The following is a 17,834-nucleotide window of genomic DNA, read 5'->3' as shown; positions in this document are numbered from 1 at the left end:
AAAATTCAGGTACGCGGTCGGACAACACATTCTTGATCGGCTCATTCAGCACTCCCCGCCACATCGCCACAGGGAATGTTCAGACGCGCAAGTCGATACAGCAGCGTGCGACGTGCCACGCCCAGCTCACGGGCGGTACGGGTCCGGTTACCACGGTTCTTGTGCAGGCAATCGAGCAGAAATACCCGCTCAACCCGCTCCAGGCGCTGGCGTAAAGTCGCATCGACACAGGGCACTACCGGCTTCGGCTCCAGGCACAAGTGCGCCGGCAGGATCAGGTTCTCGTCACACAGCAATACCGCGCGTTCGACTCGGCATTTGAGTTCGCGAACATTGCCGGGGAACGGATGACCGGACAGTTGATCGAGCGCCGCACTCGACCATTGCACCGTTGACCGACCCAATGCGACACAGGCCTTTTCGGCGAAATGCCGCGCCAACAGCAATACATCGCCATCTCGCTCGCGCAAGGGCGGCAGCTCGATGGGGAATTGCGCCAACCGGTAATAAAGATCCTCGCGAAATGTCCCCTCGGCCACCATGGCCGTCAGGTCGCGGTGGGTCGCGGCAATGATGCGCACATCCACCCGATGAGCCGCGCTGGCGCCAAGCGGACGGATTTCACCTTCTTGCAAAACCCGTAATAGCTTGGCCTGCAGCGACAACGGCATGTCGCCTATTTCATCCAAAAGCAAGGTGCCGCCATCGGCGGTATCGAACAAACCGATGTGGTTGCGCTCGGCGCCGGTGAAGGCGCCTTTGCGGTAGCCGAACAGCTCACTTTCCAGCAAGCCTTCGGGGAAGGCGGCACAGTTCTGCACCACGAACGCCTTGCCGTTGCGCGGGCCGGCGCTATGGATGGCGCGCGCCACCACTTCTTTGCCGGTGCCGGTCTCGCCGCTTAGCAGCACGGTGTAGGGAGCCTGCAAAACCTTGTCGATCAAACGACAGGTATCGGCCATCGCTTTGCTGGTGCCGATCAGGCCGTGAGTGCTTTGGGGGGCTCGCGCGCTGACCTGGTTCGCCGCGCGGCTGTGGGCAGGACGCACGCGGCGCAGTAAACCCAATTGCGTCAACGCAAAGCTGCCCAATTGCCCCAATGACCGGGCATAGTCCTGCAAGGGTCTGGGGCGCAGGCTGGCGCACAACAGCAAGCCTGCGAGGCTTTCACGCCGACCGAACAGCGGTATACATGACAACGACTGCCACGGCGTCGCCATCGCCGGTAAGAAGCCGCTCTCGTAAACGCTACCACTCAGGTCATCCAGGTTCAGAGGGCTGGCTTGCTTGAGGACATACTGCAACAGCGGCTGATGCTGAACGTCGTCGCCGCATAGCCGTCCGCCTGGCGGCAAGGTACCCGCTAAGTGCTGGGCAATCAGCTCAAGCCGACCCGTCGTCTCGTCGTACTTATACAACTGGCTCAGTTCGCACTGGCTAAGCTGCGCCGTCGCCGCGGCACACAGCTCGGGCAAGCTCGCCTCGTCACTGTCGGTGCCCAGGCGCGTGAACCAGCCCAACAATGCTTCGGCATAAGCCAGGGGATGGGGCAGTTGGCTAAAGAGATTGTCCGTCATTGGCTGAACTCGCAGATCGGTTGTCCACGGTGGTCAAGATCGGCGTGGGCGCGCGACAGCGATTCACCGACGGCCATCGCCTCCAGCAGACGGTTGACCATTTGTGGCATCAAATGGGTCTCGATCCATTGGTCGATATAGCGCGCGCCACTGTCGCTATGGCTGCAACGGTCAGCCATATGCGCGACCAGTTCCGCTGTATAGCTGAACGCCAGCCGGCGTGCTTCCAACCGCCGCCCGAGGCACTCCAGCTTGGCCCTGGCCAACTGCTGCAACACATCGCCCGCGATCGGGTAATAGGGCAATACGCGCATGCGCGCCAACAGCGCCGGTTTGAAATAGTCACGCAACAGCGGATAGATCGCTGCGTGCAGCGCCTGCGCATCCGGCCGCTGGGCGCCGGAACACAGATCGGTAATGCAATCGCTGCCCAGGTTGGACGTCATCAGGATCAGCGTATTGCGAAAGTCGATTTCCCGACCTTCGCCATCGTTGGCCAGGCCTTTGTCGAAGATCTGATAAAACAGGTTCAGCACCTCCGGGTCGGCCTTTTCCACTTCATCCAGCAGGACGACCGAGTATGGTCGTTGACGCACCGCCTCCGTCAGCACGCCGCCCTCGCCGTATCCGACATAACCGGGCGGCGCCCCAATCAACCGAGATAGCGCATGTTTCTCCTGGTACTCGGACATGTTCAAGGTCGTGACAAAGCGCTCACCGCCGTAGAGCAAGTCGCCCAGGGCCAGGGCCGTTTCTGTCTTGCCTACGCCGCTGGGTCCCACCAGCAGAAACACACCGACCGGCGCGTCGGGCTTATTGAGGCCAGCGGCGACCGCTCTTAGATTACGATCCAGTGCCTGCACGGCAGGCTCCTGACCGAGGATGCGTGCACGCAGTGCCTGGGCAAACCCAGTGACCGCATCACTGTGCTCAAACGCCAGGCGTTCGACCGGAATCCCCGTCCACGCGCTGATTACCTCGGCCACCAGGCGTGGGCAAACCTCAAGATGAACCAATGGCTGCGGGCCTTGCAGTGCAGACAATGCCCGTCTCTGTTCGCCAAGTGCCTGCTCCAGGGCGTCGACGCCCTGCCCTCCACGGCGAGCGTCCTCCAGTTGCCGGCGCAGAGTCAGTGCCTGTTCCGCGCACGCGCGCTGTTCGAGCCAACGCTGCTCCAATGAGTGCCGCTCGCTCTCTACTGCCGCCAAGCGAAGATCCAGCGCGTGCAAAGCCTGCGTATCCACCGGCACCCCGGCATCCCTGTCGCGAATCCATGCCAGGCGTTGTCGGGCGCCTTCGGCCAGATCCGCCTCCAGACGCTGCAACGCCTCAGGCGCGCAAACCCGGCTGATCCGCGCACGCGCGCAAGCGGTATCCAGTACATCCACCGCTTTATCGGGTAGCTGTCGACCCGCCAGATAACGGGCACTCAAGTGTGCCGCCGCCACGACGGCGTCGTCACGCACGTAGACCCCATGACTGGTCTCGTGTACCGGCACTAGCCCACGCAGGATCGAAACCGCCTGTTCGACGCTGGGCTCACCGACATGGATGGGCTGGAAGCGCCGCGCCAGGGCCGGGTCTTTCTCGAAGTGACGCTTGTATTCGGACCAGGTGGTCGCGGCAATGGTGCGTAGCTCACCGCGCGCCAACGCCGGCTTGAGCAGGTTGGCGGCATCGGCGCCACCTGCCGGGCCTCCCGCTCCCACCAGGGTATGGGCTTCATCGATAAACAGAATAATCGGGCGTGGGGATGCGTTGACCTCGTCGATCACCCCCTTGAGGCGCCGCTCGAATTCACCTTTGATGCTGGCCCCGGCTTGCAGCATGCCCATGTCCAGCGTCAGCACGCGCACATCCTTCAACAGTTCCGGCACTTGGCCGCCGACAACGCGCAGGGCTAGTCCTTCGACAATTGCGGTCTTGCCCACTCCGGCTTCGCCGACCAGTAGCGGATTGTTCTTACGTCGGCGCACAAGGATGTCGATCAAGCGGCGAAGCTCATCATCCCGACACAGCACCGGGTCGATGCGCCCGGATTGCGCCTGGCGTGTCAGATCGTGGGTAAACCGTGCCAGGCAGGACTCGTCAGCCAATGCAGGCGGGGTTTCAACGGCGCGACTCGACACGAACTCAAGCACGCGCTGCGTATCCACACGGCTCAACAGTTCTTGGTAAGCACAGCCGGCATGCTGCTGCGGATGCTGCAGCAGCGCCAATAGCAGCGCGGCGTGGTCCACCTCGGTTTGACGCAATTGCAAGTGGGCAACGAGCGATGCCTGCTGCAACCATCGCACCAGCGCCTGGGCGAATACCGGATTACGTGACGCGTTTGCCTGCGCTTTTGGTTGCAAGATGGCTTGCAGCTCGCCGACCTCGACACCCGCGTCGGCCAATGCCCGTGCCAGAAGGCAATCGCTGTGCTCCAACCAGGCCAATAGGTAGTCCTCTACCAAGACCTCATGGCCACCCCGTGTGACGCATCGCTCGGCGGACCGCTCCAGATCTCGCCGTGCCTGTGGGGTCAATGTGCGGATAAGTTGTTGCAGGTCTACATTCATCATCTTTGCTGATCCCCTAATGTGCGTCGCTGGCCACGATGAGCACACCGTCAGCACAGTCGTGCGCGAGCCAGCTGGTCCATCCCAGCCGGCAGACGTTGTGTTCGCCGATGTGCAGCGGCCTGATCTCTTCTTTCGCAAGCACCAGGCGCAAGTCGTATTCCAGCGGATCGCGCGCAGTCAGCCGTATCAACGAGCACAGCTGCGGGTAATCCGCGCCAGTGGGTAAAAACCCGTGAAAGCGCTGCCAGCCCAGGTCGTGCACATGCACCCTGAATTTGCCGCCACGGTCGGCGACACGACTGCCCAGCACGTTGTCCTGGCCCAGCACACTGTTGGCGACGCCTAGCTGGTTTGTCTGGCACTGAGCGATCGCCACCGAGCGCTCAACCCATTGCTCGATCCACAAGCGGCTGTGCTTGAAGTAGTAACGCAGCACCGTTTCGATCAAGGCCGCCGAATGGGCTCGCAAGCCAAGCAGCCCCAGGTAAGGCAACAGCCGCTTGCAGTCCAGTTGGGCGGCAGCGCGAATCGGCTGGCCCCTCAAACCGATCAACGCAAACATCTGCTCGGAAAAGGCGTCGCGTGCCCCTGTCTCGAAACAGGTGCGGTAACGATATTTACGCCAGATTCCCAACATCAGACGCTGCAATCGATGGTGAAACAGGTCCAGAAAATCGCGGGTTGCATCAGCCCCTTCGGCGCATGCCTGTTCCGCGTAAAACGCAGGCAACGGCGATCCCGCGCCACATAGGCCCAACACGTTGAGGCGAAGACGGGCGCGCAATTGACCCTGCTCAACAAAAAACTCCAAGCGATCAATATCGTGAGCGGGAAACCCCAACCCTGGATTGGCCTGAAACTCCAAGCGCTCATACAACGCGTCGTCATCCAGCAGCGGGTGCACATCGCGCAACTGCTCGATCACCCGAGCGATCGCCTGGAACAGCGAGTACTCACGGATGACTCGGCTCAGTTGCTTTAAAGCAGGGGCTGTTGGCCCATCCGGATTGGCCATTGGTACACGTCTCCTTGTGTGCTGATGACTCGTAGTTCGTGGTAAGCATTGAGGCTGGCGTACAGCGTGAAGAACTCATTGAGTACCGACGCGAACATAAAAATCTCGCCTGGCCCCAAAAAGCCCTGGGCGTCGACGGTCAAGTCGATTCGCACGCCGCGAAACGGCATGCCGCGATGCAATCGGTCGACCCCCGTGTGCTGGATGGAGCGCAATGCGTCCAGCTTTCTCTGACTGATTTTTTGCGCCTGCCGATCGTGGTAACGCGGCAGGTCGTAGGTTTGCAGGACGACCTTCAGCGCACTGATGTCGCTCAACGACAGGTAGTTGAGCGACATGTTGCTGATCAACCGCCAAAGAAAGTCCTGATCCAGCGGCGGCGCAAAACTCTCGGTCGGCGCGCAGATATTGCGAAACGACAGGCCTTCGGGAGTTTGTTCGCAGGGCTGGTTGATTGCCCCCGCCTTGAGTGACCGAGGTACGTTGTGATTGGTGCACGTTAGCTCGACCGAGAGGGTTTCCTGGCTTTGCCCCATGCCATTGCCAAACCCCAGCCAGGTATCGAGACCGCCGTGATGTGCGGATGCGCGTTGGCGAATGCTGTAGCAGGGTGAGCCCTCGTTGGCGTCGTGCTCGAAGGATTCAAATGGCACGTATGCCTGATACCCCAACCCTCCGGGGCGCCACCCGGTTACCCGGTCAACGGAAAACACGTCGGCATTGCCCCGCTTGTATTCTCCAGGGATCAGCAAGTAATCATCCTGTTTGCCATCCAGGCGGATCGGAACCGCGTCATGTTCAAACAGGTTGACGATGGGCGTGCAGTACAGCTTCACGTTATCCAGCGTAGGCTGCTGGAGTTGCGGGCAACGACCGCTCAGCTCAAAACGCAGCGTCACACCGCACGTTTGCTGGAGGGCTGCGGTCGGCAACGTCTGTAGTACATCCAGCCCAACCAAATCGACAAACAGGTACTTTTCAGGAAAGGCGAAATACTCCTGCAGGTGCCGGTATCCGCGAAAGGTATTGGGCGGATAAGGGATCAGCGCATGCTCTTCAGCGAACCCTACGGGTTGTACGCTTTGCGCGCCAATTCGCAGCGACAGATCTTGGCCATTGCCGACATCGATTCCAACGCCGTCGCGACCGAACGGTCGTAACTCGATGCCGTCCAAATGACGCAGCAACCCCAAATACAGGCCTTGACTGACATACCGGTCCCCCGCCAGATGCAGGCGCAGTCGGTCAAATACGCACGCGCTGAAATTCCCCTCGGCGCTCATGTCCAAGCGCAAGTTCAACACCGCCCGCTCGCCCTGAACGTTGTACTCCAGGGCACTCAGTTGAAACGGCAGAACCTGAGTGGCGTAACAGGTTCGGAAGCGGCAGCGCTCACCGTCGACCGGTTCGCTCTCCACAGGTGTATCCCGTGCAACGGTCACGCTGGGGCCGGCATGTCGCAGCGGGTCGAATTGGAGGATGCTGAACGCCGGCAGCGGTCGCATATAGTTGGGCCACAGCAAGTGCATCAGCGAATGCGTCAGCTCGGGTAACTCGTCATCCAACTTCTGGCGCAGGCGACCGGTGAGGAAAGCAAAACCCTCCAGCAGACGCTCCACGTCCGGGTCCTTGCCGGTCTCTCCCAGAAATGGCGCAAGCGCCGGGTTGCGCTCGGAAAAACGCCGGCCTAACTGACGTAGCGCGCTGAGTTCGCTCTGGTAATAGCGGTTAGCGGACATCGGCATAGACCTCACTACGACCGGCGTCGCCAAGCCGCGCAGTGAAGGTGACGGGCCTCGTGACACCGTCAACACTCAGCGTGGCTTCAATGGAAAAGGCCAGGGCCAATGGGTCGTGATCACGGGGCAAGGCGCGCACCAGGACATTCTGCAAGCGCGGCTCGTAGGCCCGGATAAAGCGCTCGATCAGTAGTCGCGACCGGCTCAGGGTTTCGTGCAGGCTCTGGTTCATATCGTTGAGGTCAGGCAAGCCGTAATCCGGCAGCGTTTGGACACTGCCGGCGCGGATGCTGAGCATCTTGCCCAGATGGGCCGCGACAGAACTCGCACAGCATTTTGAGTGAGGTGCGGAGCGATCAAGACGCTCGAAAAGGCGTTGGTTGCGCGTCATCCCTGGCTCCCGATTCATTCTTTGTCGAGCTTGCCGACCAGGGATAAGGTGAAGTCCGCGCCCATGTATTTGAAGTGCGGTCGCACGCTCAGATTGACCCGGTACCAGCCGGGCTCGCCTTCAACGTCACTGACAACGATACGGGCCGCGCGCAACGGCCGCCGGCCACGCACTTCGGCACTAGGGTTTTCCTGGTCTGCGACGTACTGGCGAATCCACTTGTTGAGCTCCAGTTCCAGGTCGGTGCGCTCCTTCCACGAGCCCAACTGCTCGCGTTGCAGGACCTTTAAGTAATGAGCCAGGCGGTTGACCACCATCATGTAGGGCAACTGAGTGCCGAGACGGTAATTCAGCTCGGCTTGCTTGCCCTCGGCACTGATGCCGAAGTGCTTGGGCTTCTGCACGGAACTGGCGGAAAAGAACGCGGCGTTGTCGCTGCCCTTGCGCATCGTCAGAGCAATAAAGCCCTCTTGCGCCAGCTCATATTCTCGACGGTCGGACACCAATACTTCGGTGGGAATCTTGGTCTCGATTTCGCCCATGCTGTGGAAGTGATGCAACGGCAGATCCTCCACCGCGCCGCCGCTTTGTGGGCCAATGATATTGGGGCACCAACGGAACCGCGCAAAGCTGTCGGTCAGGCGCGTGGCAAACGCATAGGCGGTATTGCCCCACAGGTAGTGCTCGTGGCTGTTCACCACATTTTCCCGATAAGCAAAGGTCTTGACCGGGCATTCGAGGGGATCGTAAGGCGTACGCAGCAAGAAACGCGGGACGGTGAGCCCGATATAACGGGAATCCTCGCTCTCGCGAAAGCTCTGCCATTTGGCGAACTGCGGGCCTTCGAAATGATCCTTAAGATCCTTCAGGTCAGGCAGGCCGGTGAAGCTCTCAAGGCCGAAGAACCCCGGCCCGGCCGCGGCGATAAACGGCGCATGGGCCATGCAGGCCACACTGGACGCGTATTGCATCAGTTTCACATCGGGAGCGCTGGGCGCCAGGAAGTAATTGGCGATTATCGCGCCCACCGGCTGACCACCGAACTGACCGTATTCCGCGCTGTAGATATGCTTGTAGAGCCCGGATTGCGTCACCTCCGGCGAATCTTCGAAGTCGTCCAGCAGGTCTTGGCGCGAAACGTTCAACAGTTCGATTTTGATGTTTTCGCGGAAATTGGTGCGGTCGACCAACAGTTGCAAGCCCCTCCACGCGGATTCCAGTGCCTGGAATTGCGGATGGTGCAGAATCTCGTCCATTTGCAAGCTGAGCTTTGTGTCGATCTCGGCAATCATTCGATCGACCAAATGCTTCTTGACCGGTTCGCCACTGTTCTGGGGTTTGATCAGCTCTTCGATAAAAGCCGATACCCCGCGCTTGGCGATGGCGTAGGCTTCGTCGTCGGCGCTGAGTAATGTTTGGGCAATGATGTTGTCGAGGATGCTGTGTTCTTCGGTGGCGTTGACCGAGGTCTGTATCGGTTGGCTGTTCATGGTGTCAGTGTCCTTTTACTGAAAAGTGTCAGGCGGGTTGGCTGCTCAAGGCCAGTTCCGCCAATACCCGTGCGCGGGACTCGTCATCGGCCAGCGCCTGTTCGATGGCTTTACGAAAGCTCGGCGTGTTGCCCAGAGGCCCCTTGAGCGCCACCAATGCCTCACGTAGAGCCATGAGCTTCTGCAACTCCGGAATCTGCTCCACCAGATGGGCGGGGTTGAAATCCTTCATCGAATGGATGCGCACCTGAATCCCCAGCTCCTCGACATCGGCGTCGTCCTGAAGACGATTAGGGACGTTCAGCGCCAGGCTCAGCGCCTGGTTGGCCAAGACTTCGTCAAGGCTGTTTTTGTCGATCGCGATAGGCTTGCGATCTTCGAGCTTGCGCGCGTCTTCGCGCTGGGTGAAATCTCCCAGCACCAGCAGTTTCAACGGCAGTTCGACTTCTTCCTGGGCAGCGCCGATGGCAGGTTTGAAGGTGATGTTGATGCGTTCCTTGGGTGCAACCGAACCTTCTTTGGCCATGGTGTTTCTCCTTTTTTCGAGTGGCTCGAAAGCCTATTCAAGTACCGCTTCGAGATCGAAGAGGCACAGCCTGCGGTGGGTGTCTTCCTTGCGCTCGCGTACGGCATGGCTCTGTGGCAACAGGTCACAGCAGCGGTGCAACAGCTGCGTGACGTGGACAGCGAGCTCCGGCTCCCAGCGCTCCAGCCCCGTGCGTTGCAACTCGAGGTCCAGATGGTCGAGCTGGATCTTCGCCAACTCATGTTTGCCCGCCTGCACACACAGCCGGGCCTGTGCCAGGCGCCAGTGAAAACGCTCGCGGTCGCTACGAGCCCCATGCAACCCCCGCTTGAGTTGATGCACGACGGCCTTGAGCCCGTCTTTGCGCAGCCTGGGCTGCAGGGCCTGCAAGGCGACTTCCCAAGGCGCCTCCTCGACGGCCTCGCACGGCGCCTCGGGTGGCCGCAGGTGACGTACAACCTGCGTGGCGATCCAGTCCCGTGTGCCCGCATCGGCAAATGGACTACCGTCGTGGAAGCGAAACTCAGGCAGGTTCGGCAGGCGCTGCAGCAGCAGGGCAAAATTCACTTCCAGTTCGGTCATGGCCAGCTCGGCCTGCAGAGCTTCCAGGCATTGCCAGACCATGTGTAAGCCGTCGAACCAGAACATCGCGCCGGCCAGACTGGCCTCAAGTTCCAGCAGCAGATCGGCGTAATGGCCTTGGGCAAAGCGTTCGTGATGGCGTTTGAGCTTGTCCGGTGCTGGGCCGCGCAGCGCGGTGATGCGCTCACTGTCCGCGTCCGGATAGCTGAGCAGGGAGAGCCACATCAGCGTGCGATTAAGGCGCAAGGCACGCAGGTCGGTAGCGTTCTGGCGCAACCACCAGGCGCATAGCGGACGGGCCTGCTCCTGCAGTGCTCGCAGCCACTTGTGCGCATCCTTCTCACTCTCCAGCACCGGCTCGGGTTTGATCAGTTGTGTCGTGGCCTGCTTCACCTGGGCTATCGCGCCGGTCAATCCTGTGGCCGGAGCTTGGCTCTGCGCGGCGCGCTCCAACTGCTGGGTCAATTGCCTGCAAATCGGCAATAGCAAAGGCGCGTCCTCTTTCAGATGACGGCTCAACAGCTCATCCAGGCCCTCCAGTTCCTCAACGACCGCACGAAAAAGCGGCTGTTGGTCTTGGAGGGCCAAGTGGCGCGCGAGCAATGTCTCCAGGCGCGATACCAACCACTGAAACGCAGCGGCACGGGTGCGCGTTTTTCGGGGATACACCTCCGACCAATGGCCCTCACAGAGAAGACGCAATAATTTCAATCCGGCCAGCAGCCCAGGAAAGGACTCACGCTGATGCAGCGCCCAGGTCAACCAGACAGCCACGCGAAGATCCTTGGATTGTTCCCTTAGCAGAACCTCGGCGGTTGCCACGACTTTCTGCCAGTCCGGCTGGCACGCACCATGTATGGACTGGGCCTTGGCCAGTTCGAATTCGAGGGTTTCATACTCAGTTGAAAACCGCACATCGCCGCCCGCAAAATTCGACTGCGAGCAGGGAGTTTGCGCAAGCTCCAAATAATAAGCACAAAACTTTCCTGAATAGACCATTTAGGACCATACGCAACTAAGCATTAGATTCAAGACAAGACAATAACAACTAGACCGGCCTATCAACTTGTCATCCTGGCTTCGCCTTAACTTCCACGAAGTTCGCAAACCTTAGTCATGCCAAGACCATTGAGCAAGCAGCCACCCAACACTTAAGTCATTTCCTACAAACCCCTGAATTAGGGGCCTGCGCAGTTTTTTGCGCAGTTGAATACTTACATCCTGTACAGCCAGACCGTGGAAACCTAGATAATTAAAGGAAGATAATAGCGAGCAATTAATTGCACACTTATGCGCACATATTCTCCAACTTACCTGCATTTCAACGCGGGTTTTTAGATAAACACAGACGAACATTCGGCGCAGAGCGCGGCCCTATTGGCCATCACAGTTTCCGGCACGTTTTTTGTTATAGGCATTTGACCAACCGGCAGCATTGCGGGTTGGAACTACCTCTATAACCAGGCAAGGAAACCCGTCATGCCAACACCCGCGTATCTTTCTATCACCGGTGTCAAACAAGGTTTGATTACGGCAGGCACGTTCACTCAGGACTCGGTAGGCAATATTTATCAGGAAGGCCACGAAGACCAGATCCTGGTACAAGCCTTCTCCCATCAGGTCATCATTCCCAGGGACCCGCAATCCGGCCAGCCGACCGGTCAGCGGGTGCATAAACCGCTGATGATCAGCAAGGTCTTCGATAAATCTTCGCCGCTGCTGTTCAGCGCGTTGACCAGCGGCGAAGAGGTCAAGTGTCGACTGGAATGGTTCCGTACCTCTTCGGCCGGGACCCAGGAGCACTACTTCACCATTGAACTGGAGGGCGCGACCCTGGTGGATATCCAATCACGCATGCCCAACTGCCAGGACCCGGACAATGCGCATTTCACCCATCTGGAAGACGTGTATTTCACCTATCGCAAGATCGTGTGGACCCACGAGGTGTCCGGTACGTCGGGGTCGGATGACTGGCGCAGCCCGGTAGCGGGTTAAACCGAACCGCAGAAACGGCGGCCATGGACGGCGCCGTTTCTGTCGTCAGCTAGACCATCGCCAACGGATGCTTGCGTTTGGGCGCGCCGAACACACGGTCGATGGCATCGAGGTCGTGCTCATCGAGCACCAGCGCGGCAGCGGCGGCATTGAGCCGCACATGCTCGGGCGTCACCGCCTTGGGAATGGCGATCACGCCGTCCTGGCGCAGTACCCAGGCCAACGCAACCTGGGCGGGAGCTACCTCGTGACGCAGGGCGATCTGCTTGAGCGTCGGACTCGATAGCAGTGCTCCGCCCTGGGCGATGGGACAGTAGGCCATGAGCGGCAGATGATGTTGCTGCCACCAAGGCAGCAAATCGAATTCGATGCCCCGTTCCTCGATGTTATAGAGCACCTGATTCGTGGCACACGCCGGGGCTGCCAGTTCCTGCAGGTCCGCCACATCGAAGTTGGACACGCCCCAACGGCCAATCTTGCCGGCTTCGCGCAGGCGTTCGAACGCTTCTACGGTTTCTTCAAGGGGGTACTGGCCGCGCCAGTGCAACAGATACAGATCGATATAGTCAGTGCCCAACCGTTGGAGACTGGCTTCACAGGCACGGGGCATGCCCTTTTGGCTGGCATTATGCGGATAGACCTTGCTCACCAGAAACACTTGATCGCGCCGGCCGCGAATAGCCTCGCCGACCACCGTTTCGGCGCCGCCCTCACCATACATTTCGGCGGTATCGATCAGGGTCATGCCCTCGTCGATCCCCAACTGCAATGCCGCGATTTCAGCGCGGCGATGGTTCGGGTCTTCGCCCATGCGCCAGGTGCCCTGGCCGATGACGGGAACGGGAACGCCCGCCAGATCGATACTGCGCATGACAACCTCCTGATGAGTTCTTGGGTTAACCGTGTGGCATTGACCGGACAAAAGGGTTCAATCGAAGTATGGTTGGGCCCTGCCCAATCGCCAGGAAGGATCTGCAATGCTGTTTGTCGTGATGCTCGGGGGCAAACACCCTCGCGCCAGGATCGAAGTTCATGATGTGGTATTCGCCGCGGCCGATACGCTGCAAGGCACTTACCCGCAACTGCGCGAGGCGTGGTTCGGCAGCGCCAAGGGCGTGCATATCGATTCGTGGATGGCGGTCGACGGCGTCGACGGTTGGAAAGTCGAACTCAGCCACCTGGCACCCCACGCTGACGCCCATCGCCTGTATTTCATCAACCTCGGCGGTTACGAAGCCGAGAGTTTCGGCGAGGCCCACCATTATCTGCTGGTGGTTGCCCGCAACAAACACGAAGCTAAAAGCCAAGGCAAGCAACAGATGCGCCGGCACTGGTCCCAGGCGCATACCGACGCTGTGCTGGACGTAGATGACTGCCTGCCCATCGACCTGGTGGATGGCCGCTACGTGCATCTGGTCCAGGGTGAGCACCTTCCGATCGTCAAGCGCAACGATTACATCGTTCTATAGTGAAACATCAGCCTGCCTGCGAAAGGCATGGCCCGCCGCCGTACCGCTCAGGCAATCCCCGGGAACTTTGCCGGGAAATAACCGCCTGAATCCGGTACGCTCACCCTTTTCATTCAAGGAGTTACTCTCATGGCCAAAGCCACCGCCCGCCACATCCTCGTGTCTACCGAAGACAAGTGCAACGAACTCAAGGCCCAAATCGAAGGCGGCGCTGACTTCGCAGAAATCGCCAAAGCCAACTCCAGCTGCCCTTCCAGCCGCGATGGCGGCAACCTGGGTTCGTTCGGTCCAGGCCAGATGGTTAAAGAATTCGACACCGTGGTATTCAGCGCTCCAGTCAACACCGTGCAAGGCCCGGTCAAGACTCAGTTCGGCTACCACCTGCTGGAAGTTACCAGCCGTCAGGACTGATTTGTCCTGCACTGATGCGCGAAACAACGGCCCGCCATTCGGTGGGCCGTTGTGCATCTGATCACTGGCGACGCTGCCGCCGTTAGCGTACAAATCCCTATTCTTTTTATCCGGCGTTCAAGGCTGACAATGCGATTGGCTTTTTTCACACCCCTTATCAGTACTGCCCTGGCCTTTGTAATGGCGAGTACCGCCGTGATCGCGGCGCCACAAACGTACCTCACGGTGTACGGCGAACCGGCCAAGTACCCAGCCGGTTTCACCCATTTCGACTATGCCAACCCCAAAGCCCCCAAGGGCGGCAGCCTGCGGCGTTCGGCCATTGAGATCGGGCGCTTCGATCATGTGTTGCCGTATATCGATAAAGGCATCGGCGTGTCCCAGGTCGATGGCTGGCTCTACGCGCCGCTGGCCCAACGCTCACTGGACGAACCCTACACGGTGTACGGGCTGGTAGCCGAGAAGATGGAGCGCGCCGAGGATGGCCTGTCGCTGCGCTTTTACCTGAACCCCAAGGCGCGCTTCGCCGATGGTAAACCGATCACCGCCGAAGACGTACGCTACAGCTTCGATCTGTTGATGACCCAAGGCAGCCTGCGCTTTCGCACGCTGTTCGCCGACGTCAAACAGGTCGAAGTGGAAGGCGAACGCCAGGTACGCTTTGACTTCTCCAGCAATGAGAACCGTACCCTGCCCCTGGATATCGCCACCCTGCCGGTATTTCCGGAGCACTGGTGGAAGACCCGCGACTTTGCCAACGGCGGCGGCTACGAGGCGCCACTGGGCAGCGGCCCGTACAAAGTCAGCAAGATCGACTCAGGCAGCACCATCACCTTTACCCGCGACCCCGACTGGTGGGGCAAGGACCTGCCCGTCAGCCGTGGCCTCTACAACTTCGATCACCTGAGCCTGGAATACTTCGGCGACACCGAAGTGGCGCGCCAGGTATTGCGCGGCGGAGCCTACGACTTCAACCGCGAGTTTTCCGCCACCGGCTATTCCATCGGCTACAACGGCCCTGCCCTCGACGATGGCCGCCTGCAACGCGCGCATTTGGCCAAGGAAATGCCGCAACCGGCGCAAGGCTATGTGTTCAATGTGCAAAAGCCGATGTTCCAGGATCGCCGCGTGCGCCAGGCCCTAGCGATGCTGTGGGACTTCGAGTGGGCCAACCGGCAGATGATGCGCAACATGTACATCCGCCAGCAGAGCTTTTTCTCTAACAGCCCACTGGCCGCCACCCAACTGCCAAGCCAGGAAGAGCTGGCCATTCTGGAACCGCTGCGCGGGCAAATACCCGATGAGGTATTCACCCAAGTGTTCAAGGCGCCGGTCACCGATGGCAGCGGCATGATCCGCGACAAACAATTGCAGGCCCTGGCCCTGCTTGAGCAAGCCGGCTGGAAACCCGATGGCGACAAACTGGTGAACGCCCAGGGCGAGCCGCTGGAGTTCACCTTTCTGAACGCCCAGGCCGGTCTGGAACGCCTGCTGCTGCCCTACAAACGCAACCTGGCGCAGATCGGCATCACCCTCAATATCCGCCGCATCGATTCCTCCCAATATGTAAACCGCCTGATGAGCCGGGATTACGACATGATCGTCACCGGGTTCCCGGTCACCACTTCGCCGGGGATGGAGCTGTACAACTACTTCGGTTCCGCCGCCGCGTTCGATCCGGGGGCCAACAACTACATGGTGCTCAAAGACCCGGCCGTGGACAGCCTGATCAAGGGTCTGGTCAAGGCCAACACCCAGGCCGAGATGCTGACCTACGCCCATGCCCTGGACCGAGTGCTGCAATGGAACTACCTGTGGATCCCCAATTACTACCCGCCGGGTACGTCAGCGGCGTGGTGGAACCGCTTTGGCCGCCCTGCTATCGAGGCCAAGAACGACGAGGCCCTGGAAACCTGGTGGGAAATCAGCCCCACACCGCTGACGAATGAACAAATGAAAGCCGAGCTGAAAAAACGCGGGGAGGCCCGCTGATGTTTGCCTATATCGTGCGGCGCCTGCTGCTGATCATCCCCACCCTGGTGATTATCCTGCTGGTGAATTTCGTGATTGTGCAGGCCGCCCCCGGCGGCCCAGTCGAACAAGCCATTGCCCATCTGCAAGGGATTGGCGGCGGTGGTGTCGGCGGCTCGTCCGGCGAAGGCATGGGCAGCGGCTCCCGCGCCAGTCGCGGTCTGGACCCGAAGCTGATCAAGGACATCGAAAAGCAATACGGCTTCGATAAGCCCGCGCCGGAGCGTCTGTGGCTGATGCTCAAAAGCTATGCCCAGCTGGACTTCGGTAACAGCTTCTTCCGTGGCAAAACCGTGATCGACCTGATCCTTGAAAAAATGCCCGTGACCATTTCCCTCGGGCTCTGGGCCACTCTGATCACCTATCTGGTTTCGATCCCCCTGGGCATTCGCAAGGCTGTACGCCATGGCAGCAGCTTTGATGTATGGAGCAGCACCGCCATTGTGATCGGCTATGCCATGCCGGCGTTCCTGTTCGCGATGTTCCTGATCGTGGTGTTCGCCGGCGGCACTTCCCTGAACTGGTTCCCGGTGCGCGGCCTGGTGTCGGAGAATTTCGAAGAGTTGAGCACCGTGGGCAAGGTGGCCGATTATTTCTGGCACCTGGTGCTGCCGGTGACCTCTCTGGTGATCGGCGGGTTCGCCACCTTGACCATCCTGACCAAAAACTCATTCCTGAATGAAATCACGCGTCAGTACGTGGTCACCGCGCGCGCCAAGGGCTTGAGCGAGCGCCGCGTGCTGTACGGTCATGTATTTCGCAACGCCATGTTGCTGGTGATCTCGGGGATTCCCCAGGCGTTCATCAGTGTGTTCTTTGCCGGCTCGCTGCTGATCGAAGTGATCTTCTCCCTCGACGGCCTGGGGCGCATGAGCTACGAAGCCGCCGTCTCTCGGGACTACCCGGTGGTGTTCGGCTCGCTGTTTATCTTCACCTTGTTCGGGCTGCTGATAAAACTGATCGGCGACCTCTGCTACACCCTGGTGGATCCGCGTATCGACTTCGCCGCGAGGAACGCCTGATGCTCAATCTGTCTCCGGTGGCCCGCCGACGTTTCGAGCGGTTCAAGAAAAACCGTCGCGGCTGGTGGTCGCTGTGGCTGTTTATCGGCCTGTTTATCCTGACCCTGGGCGGCGAGTTGATCGCCAACGACAAACCCTGGGTGCTGAGCTACAAGAACGAGCTGTATTTCCCGGTGTTCAAGCGCTACACCGAGCAACAGTTCGGCGGGCAGTTGCCGTTCCAGGCCGACTACCGCAGCGATTACGTACAAAAGCTGATCCAGCAGGACGGCGGCTGGATGTTGTTCCCGCCGATCCCGTTCAGCGAAGATACCCCCAACTACGAACTGACCCGCCCTGCCCCCAGCCCGCCCTCGGCGGTGAACTGGCTGGGCACCGACGATCAGTCGCGGGATGTGCTGGCACGGGTGATCTTCGGCGCGCGGGTCTCGATTCTGTTTGCCCTGGCGCTCACCGCGATCAGCGCGGCCATCGGCATCGCGGCCGGCGCGTTGCAGGGTTACTACGGCGGCTGGGTGGACTTGATCGGACAGCGCGTGCTTGAAGTGTGGTCCGGTTTGCCGGTGTTGTACCTGCTGATCATTCTGTCGGGGTTCGTGGAGCCGAATTTCTGGTGGCTGCTGGGGATCATGGCGCTGTTTTCCTGGCTGGCGCTGGTGGACGTGGTGCGCGCCGAGTTCCTGCGCGGGCGCAACCTGGAATACGTCAAGGCCGCAAGGGCCTTGGGCCTGGGGGACGGCAAGATCATTGGCCGGCACATCCTGCCCAACGCCATGACTGCGACCTTGAGCTACCTGCCATTCATTTTGACCGGGGCAATTTCCACTTTGAGCGCCCTGGACTTCCTCGGTTTCGGCATGCCGGCGGGCAGTGCGTCCCTCGGTGAATTGATCGCCCAGGGCAAACAGAACCTGCAGGCGCCGTGGCTGGGCCTGACCGCGTTTTTCACCTTGGCGCTGATCCTGTCGCTGCTGGTCTTTATCGGCGAGGCGTTGCGTGACGCCTTCGACCCACGCTCATGA

General features: G+C 60.0%; 15 protein-coding genes. 6 read left to right on the top strand and 9 right to left on the bottom strand.

Features of this window, described 5'->3' with window-relative positions:
• Positions 1-41: 41 nt before the first annotated feature.
• Genes YA0848_RS20580 through tssA form a run of 8 tightly spaced genes read right to left on the bottom strand, consistent with a single transcriptional unit; the run spans position 42 to position 10,883 of the window.
• Positions 42-1,577 carry a sigma 54-interacting transcriptional regulator gene (locus tag YA0848_RS20580; protein WP_169903111.1) on the bottom strand — a complete coding sequence of 512 codons (1,536 nt, stop codon included), beginning with the start codon at positions 1,575-1,577 and terminating at the stop codon, positions 42-44.
• Positions 1,574-4,141 (bottom strand): type VI secretion system ATPase TssH, encoded by a 2,568-nt coding sequence (gene tssH / locus YA0848_RS20575; protein ID WP_184315843.1) that lies wholly within the window; start codon positions 4,139-4,141, stop codon positions 1,574-1,576. The genes YA0848_RS20580 and tssH overlap by 4 nt, the downstream gene beginning before the upstream one ends.
• Positions 4,142-4,154: 13 nt before the next feature.
• Complete coding sequence (tssG, locus tag YA0848_RS20570) at positions 4,155-5,156, bottom strand: type VI secretion system baseplate subunit TssG (RefSeq protein ID WP_034098300.1); 1,002 nt, start codon at positions 5,154-5,156, stop codon at positions 4,155-4,157.
• Positions 5,120-6,895, bottom strand: coding sequence for a type VI secretion system baseplate subunit TssF (gene tssF, locus YA0848_RS20565; protein WP_169903114.1), 1,776 nt, complete (start codon positions 6,893-6,895; stop codon positions 5,120-5,122). The genes tssG and tssF overlap by 37 nt, the downstream gene beginning before the upstream one ends.
• A complete protein-coding gene (tssE, locus tag YA0848_RS20560; RefSeq protein ID WP_169903116.1) occupies positions 6,885-7,286 on the bottom strand; it encodes a type VI secretion system baseplate subunit TssE in 402 nt (133 codons plus the stop codon). Before tssE ends, tssF begins: the two co-directional genes overlap by 11 nt.
• A 14-nt stretch (positions 7,287-7,300) precedes the next feature.
• Positions 7,301-8,776: a type VI secretion system contractile sheath large subunit gene (tssC, locus tag YA0848_RS20555; protein ID WP_040268545.1), complete on the bottom strand. Its 1,476-nt coding sequence runs from the start codon at positions 8,774-8,776 to the stop codon at positions 7,301-7,303.
• Positions 8,777-8,804: 28 nt separating this feature from the next.
• Positions 8,805-9,302, bottom strand: a complete 498-nt coding sequence (tssB, locus tag YA0848_RS20550; RefSeq protein WP_034098307.1) for a type VI secretion system contractile sheath small subunit — start codon at positions 9,300-9,302, stop codon at positions 8,805-8,807.
• A 33-nt stretch (positions 9,303-9,335) separates the two neighbouring features.
• Positions 9,336-10,883: a type VI secretion system protein TssA gene (gene tssA, locus YA0848_RS20545; protein WP_034098308.1), complete on the bottom strand. Its 1,548-nt coding sequence runs from the start codon at positions 10,881-10,883 to the stop codon at positions 9,336-9,338.
• 480 nt (positions 10,884-11,363) lie between these two features.
• Here tssA and YA0848_RS20540 point away from each other — a divergent pair, with 480 nt between their 5' ends.
• Complete coding sequence (locus tag YA0848_RS20540; protein WP_017527976.1) at positions 11,364-11,879, top strand: Hcp family type VI secretion system effector; 516 nt, start codon at positions 11,364-11,366, stop codon at positions 11,877-11,879.
• A 49-nt stretch (positions 11,880-11,928) separates the two neighbouring features.
• Here the strand turns inward: YA0848_RS20540 and YA0848_RS20535 are convergent, their stop codons facing one another.
• The gene (locus tag YA0848_RS20535) at positions 11,929-12,750 is read right to left on the bottom strand and encodes an aldo/keto reductase (RefSeq protein WP_034098310.1); all 822 of its coding nucleotides are present in this window, start codon (positions 12,748-12,750) and stop codon (positions 11,929-11,931) included.
• A gap of 106 nt (positions 12,751-12,856) precedes the next feature.
• Between YA0848_RS20535 and YA0848_RS20530 the strand changes: the two genes are divergently transcribed.
• The 5 genes from YA0848_RS20530 to YA0848_RS20510 all read left to right on the top strand — a co-directional run bounded on the left by YA0848_RS20530 (position 12,857) and on the right by YA0848_RS20510 (position 17,834).
• Positions 12,857-13,348 (top strand): DUF1543 domain-containing protein, encoded by a 492-nt coding sequence (locus YA0848_RS20530; protein ID WP_034113949.1) that lies wholly within the window; start codon positions 12,857-12,859, stop codon positions 13,346-13,348.
• A gap of 129 nt (positions 13,349-13,477) precedes the next feature.
• Positions 13,478-13,759, top strand: coding sequence for a peptidylprolyl isomerase (locus YA0848_RS20525; protein ID WP_010210937.1), 282 nt, complete (start codon positions 13,478-13,480; stop codon positions 13,757-13,759).
• Positions 13,760-13,888: 129 nt separating this feature from the next.
• A complete protein-coding gene (locus YA0848_RS20520; protein WP_034098313.1) occupies positions 13,889-15,751 on the top strand; it encodes an extracellular solute-binding protein in 1,863 nt (620 codons plus the stop codon).
• Positions 15,751-16,812, top strand: coding sequence for a microcin C ABC transporter permease YejB (locus YA0848_RS20515; protein WP_034113955.1), 1,062 nt, complete (start codon positions 15,751-15,753; stop codon positions 16,810-16,812). Before YA0848_RS20520 ends, YA0848_RS20515 begins: the two co-directional genes overlap by 1 nt.
• Positions 16,812-17,834, top strand: a complete 1,023-nt coding sequence (locus YA0848_RS20510) for an ABC transporter permease (protein ID WP_169903117.1) — start codon at positions 16,812-16,814, stop codon at positions 17,832-17,834. Before YA0848_RS20515 ends, YA0848_RS20510 begins: the two co-directional genes overlap by 1 nt.

Source organism: Pseudomonas sp. S4_EA_1b, assembly GCF_016307435.1.
In the GTDB taxonomy this organism is placed as follows: domain Bacteria; phylum Pseudomonadota; class Gammaproteobacteria; order Pseudomonadales; family Pseudomonadaceae; genus Aquipseudomonas; species Aquipseudomonas rhodesiae.
This window is presented reverse-complemented; position numbering and strand designations above follow the sequence as displayed.

Excerpts from the sequence above, each read along its gene's own strand:
- tssG (WP_034098300.1), bottom strand. The coding sequence starts at position 5,156 with ATGGCCAATCCGGATGGGCCAACAGCCCCTGCTTTAAAGCAACTGAGC.
- tssB (WP_034098307.1), bottom strand. The coding sequence starts at position 9,302 with ATGGCCAAAGAAGGTTCGGTTGCACCCAAGGAACGCATCAACATCACC.
- YA0848_RS20535 (WP_034098310.1), bottom strand. The coding sequence starts at position 12,750 with ATGCGCAGTATCGATCTGGCGGGCGTTCCCGTTCCCGTCATCGGCCAG.
- tssF (WP_169903114.1), bottom strand. The coding sequence starts at position 6,895 with ATGTCCGCTAACCGCTATTACCAGAGCGAACTCAGCGCGCTACGTCAG.
- YA0848_RS20515 (WP_034113955.1), top strand. The coding sequence starts at position 15,751 with ATGTTTGCCTATATCGTGCGGCGCCTGCTGCTGATCATCCCCACCCTG.
- YA0848_RS20540 (WP_017527976.1), top strand. The coding sequence starts at position 11,364 with ATGCCAACACCCGCGTATCTTTCTATCACCGGTGTCAAACAAGGTTTG.
- YA0848_RS20525 (WP_010210937.1), top strand. The coding sequence starts at position 13,478 with ATGGCCAAAGCCACCGCCCGCCACATCCTCGTGTCTACCGAAGACAAG.
- tssA (WP_034098308.1), bottom strand. The coding sequence starts at position 10,883 with ATGGTCTATTCAGGAAAGTTTTGTGCTTATTATTTGGAGCTTGCGCAA.
- YA0848_RS20510 (WP_169903117.1), top strand. The coding sequence starts at position 16,812 with ATGCTCAATCTGTCTCCGGTGGCCCGCCGACGTTTCGAGCGGTTCAAG.
- tssE (WP_169903116.1), bottom strand. The coding sequence starts at position 7,286 with ATGACGCGCAACCAACGCCTTTTCGAGCGTCTTGATCGCTCCGCACCT.
- YA0848_RS20580 (WP_169903111.1), bottom strand. The coding sequence starts at position 1,577 with ATGACGGACAATCTCTTTAGCCAACTGCCCCATCCCCTGGCTTATGCC.
- tssC (WP_040268545.1), bottom strand. The coding sequence starts at position 8,776 with ATGAACAGCCAACCGATACAGACCTCGGTCAACGCCACCGAAGAACAC.
- YA0848_RS20530 (WP_034113949.1), top strand. The coding sequence starts at position 12,857 with ATGCTGTTTGTCGTGATGCTCGGGGGCAAACACCCTCGCGCCAGGATC.
- YA0848_RS20520 (WP_034098313.1), top strand. The coding sequence starts at position 13,889 with ATGCGATTGGCTTTTTTCACACCCCTTATCAGTACTGCCCTGGCCTTT.
- tssH (WP_184315843.1), bottom strand. The coding sequence starts at position 4,141 with ATGATGAATGTAGACCTGCAACAACTTATCCGCACATTGACCCCACAG.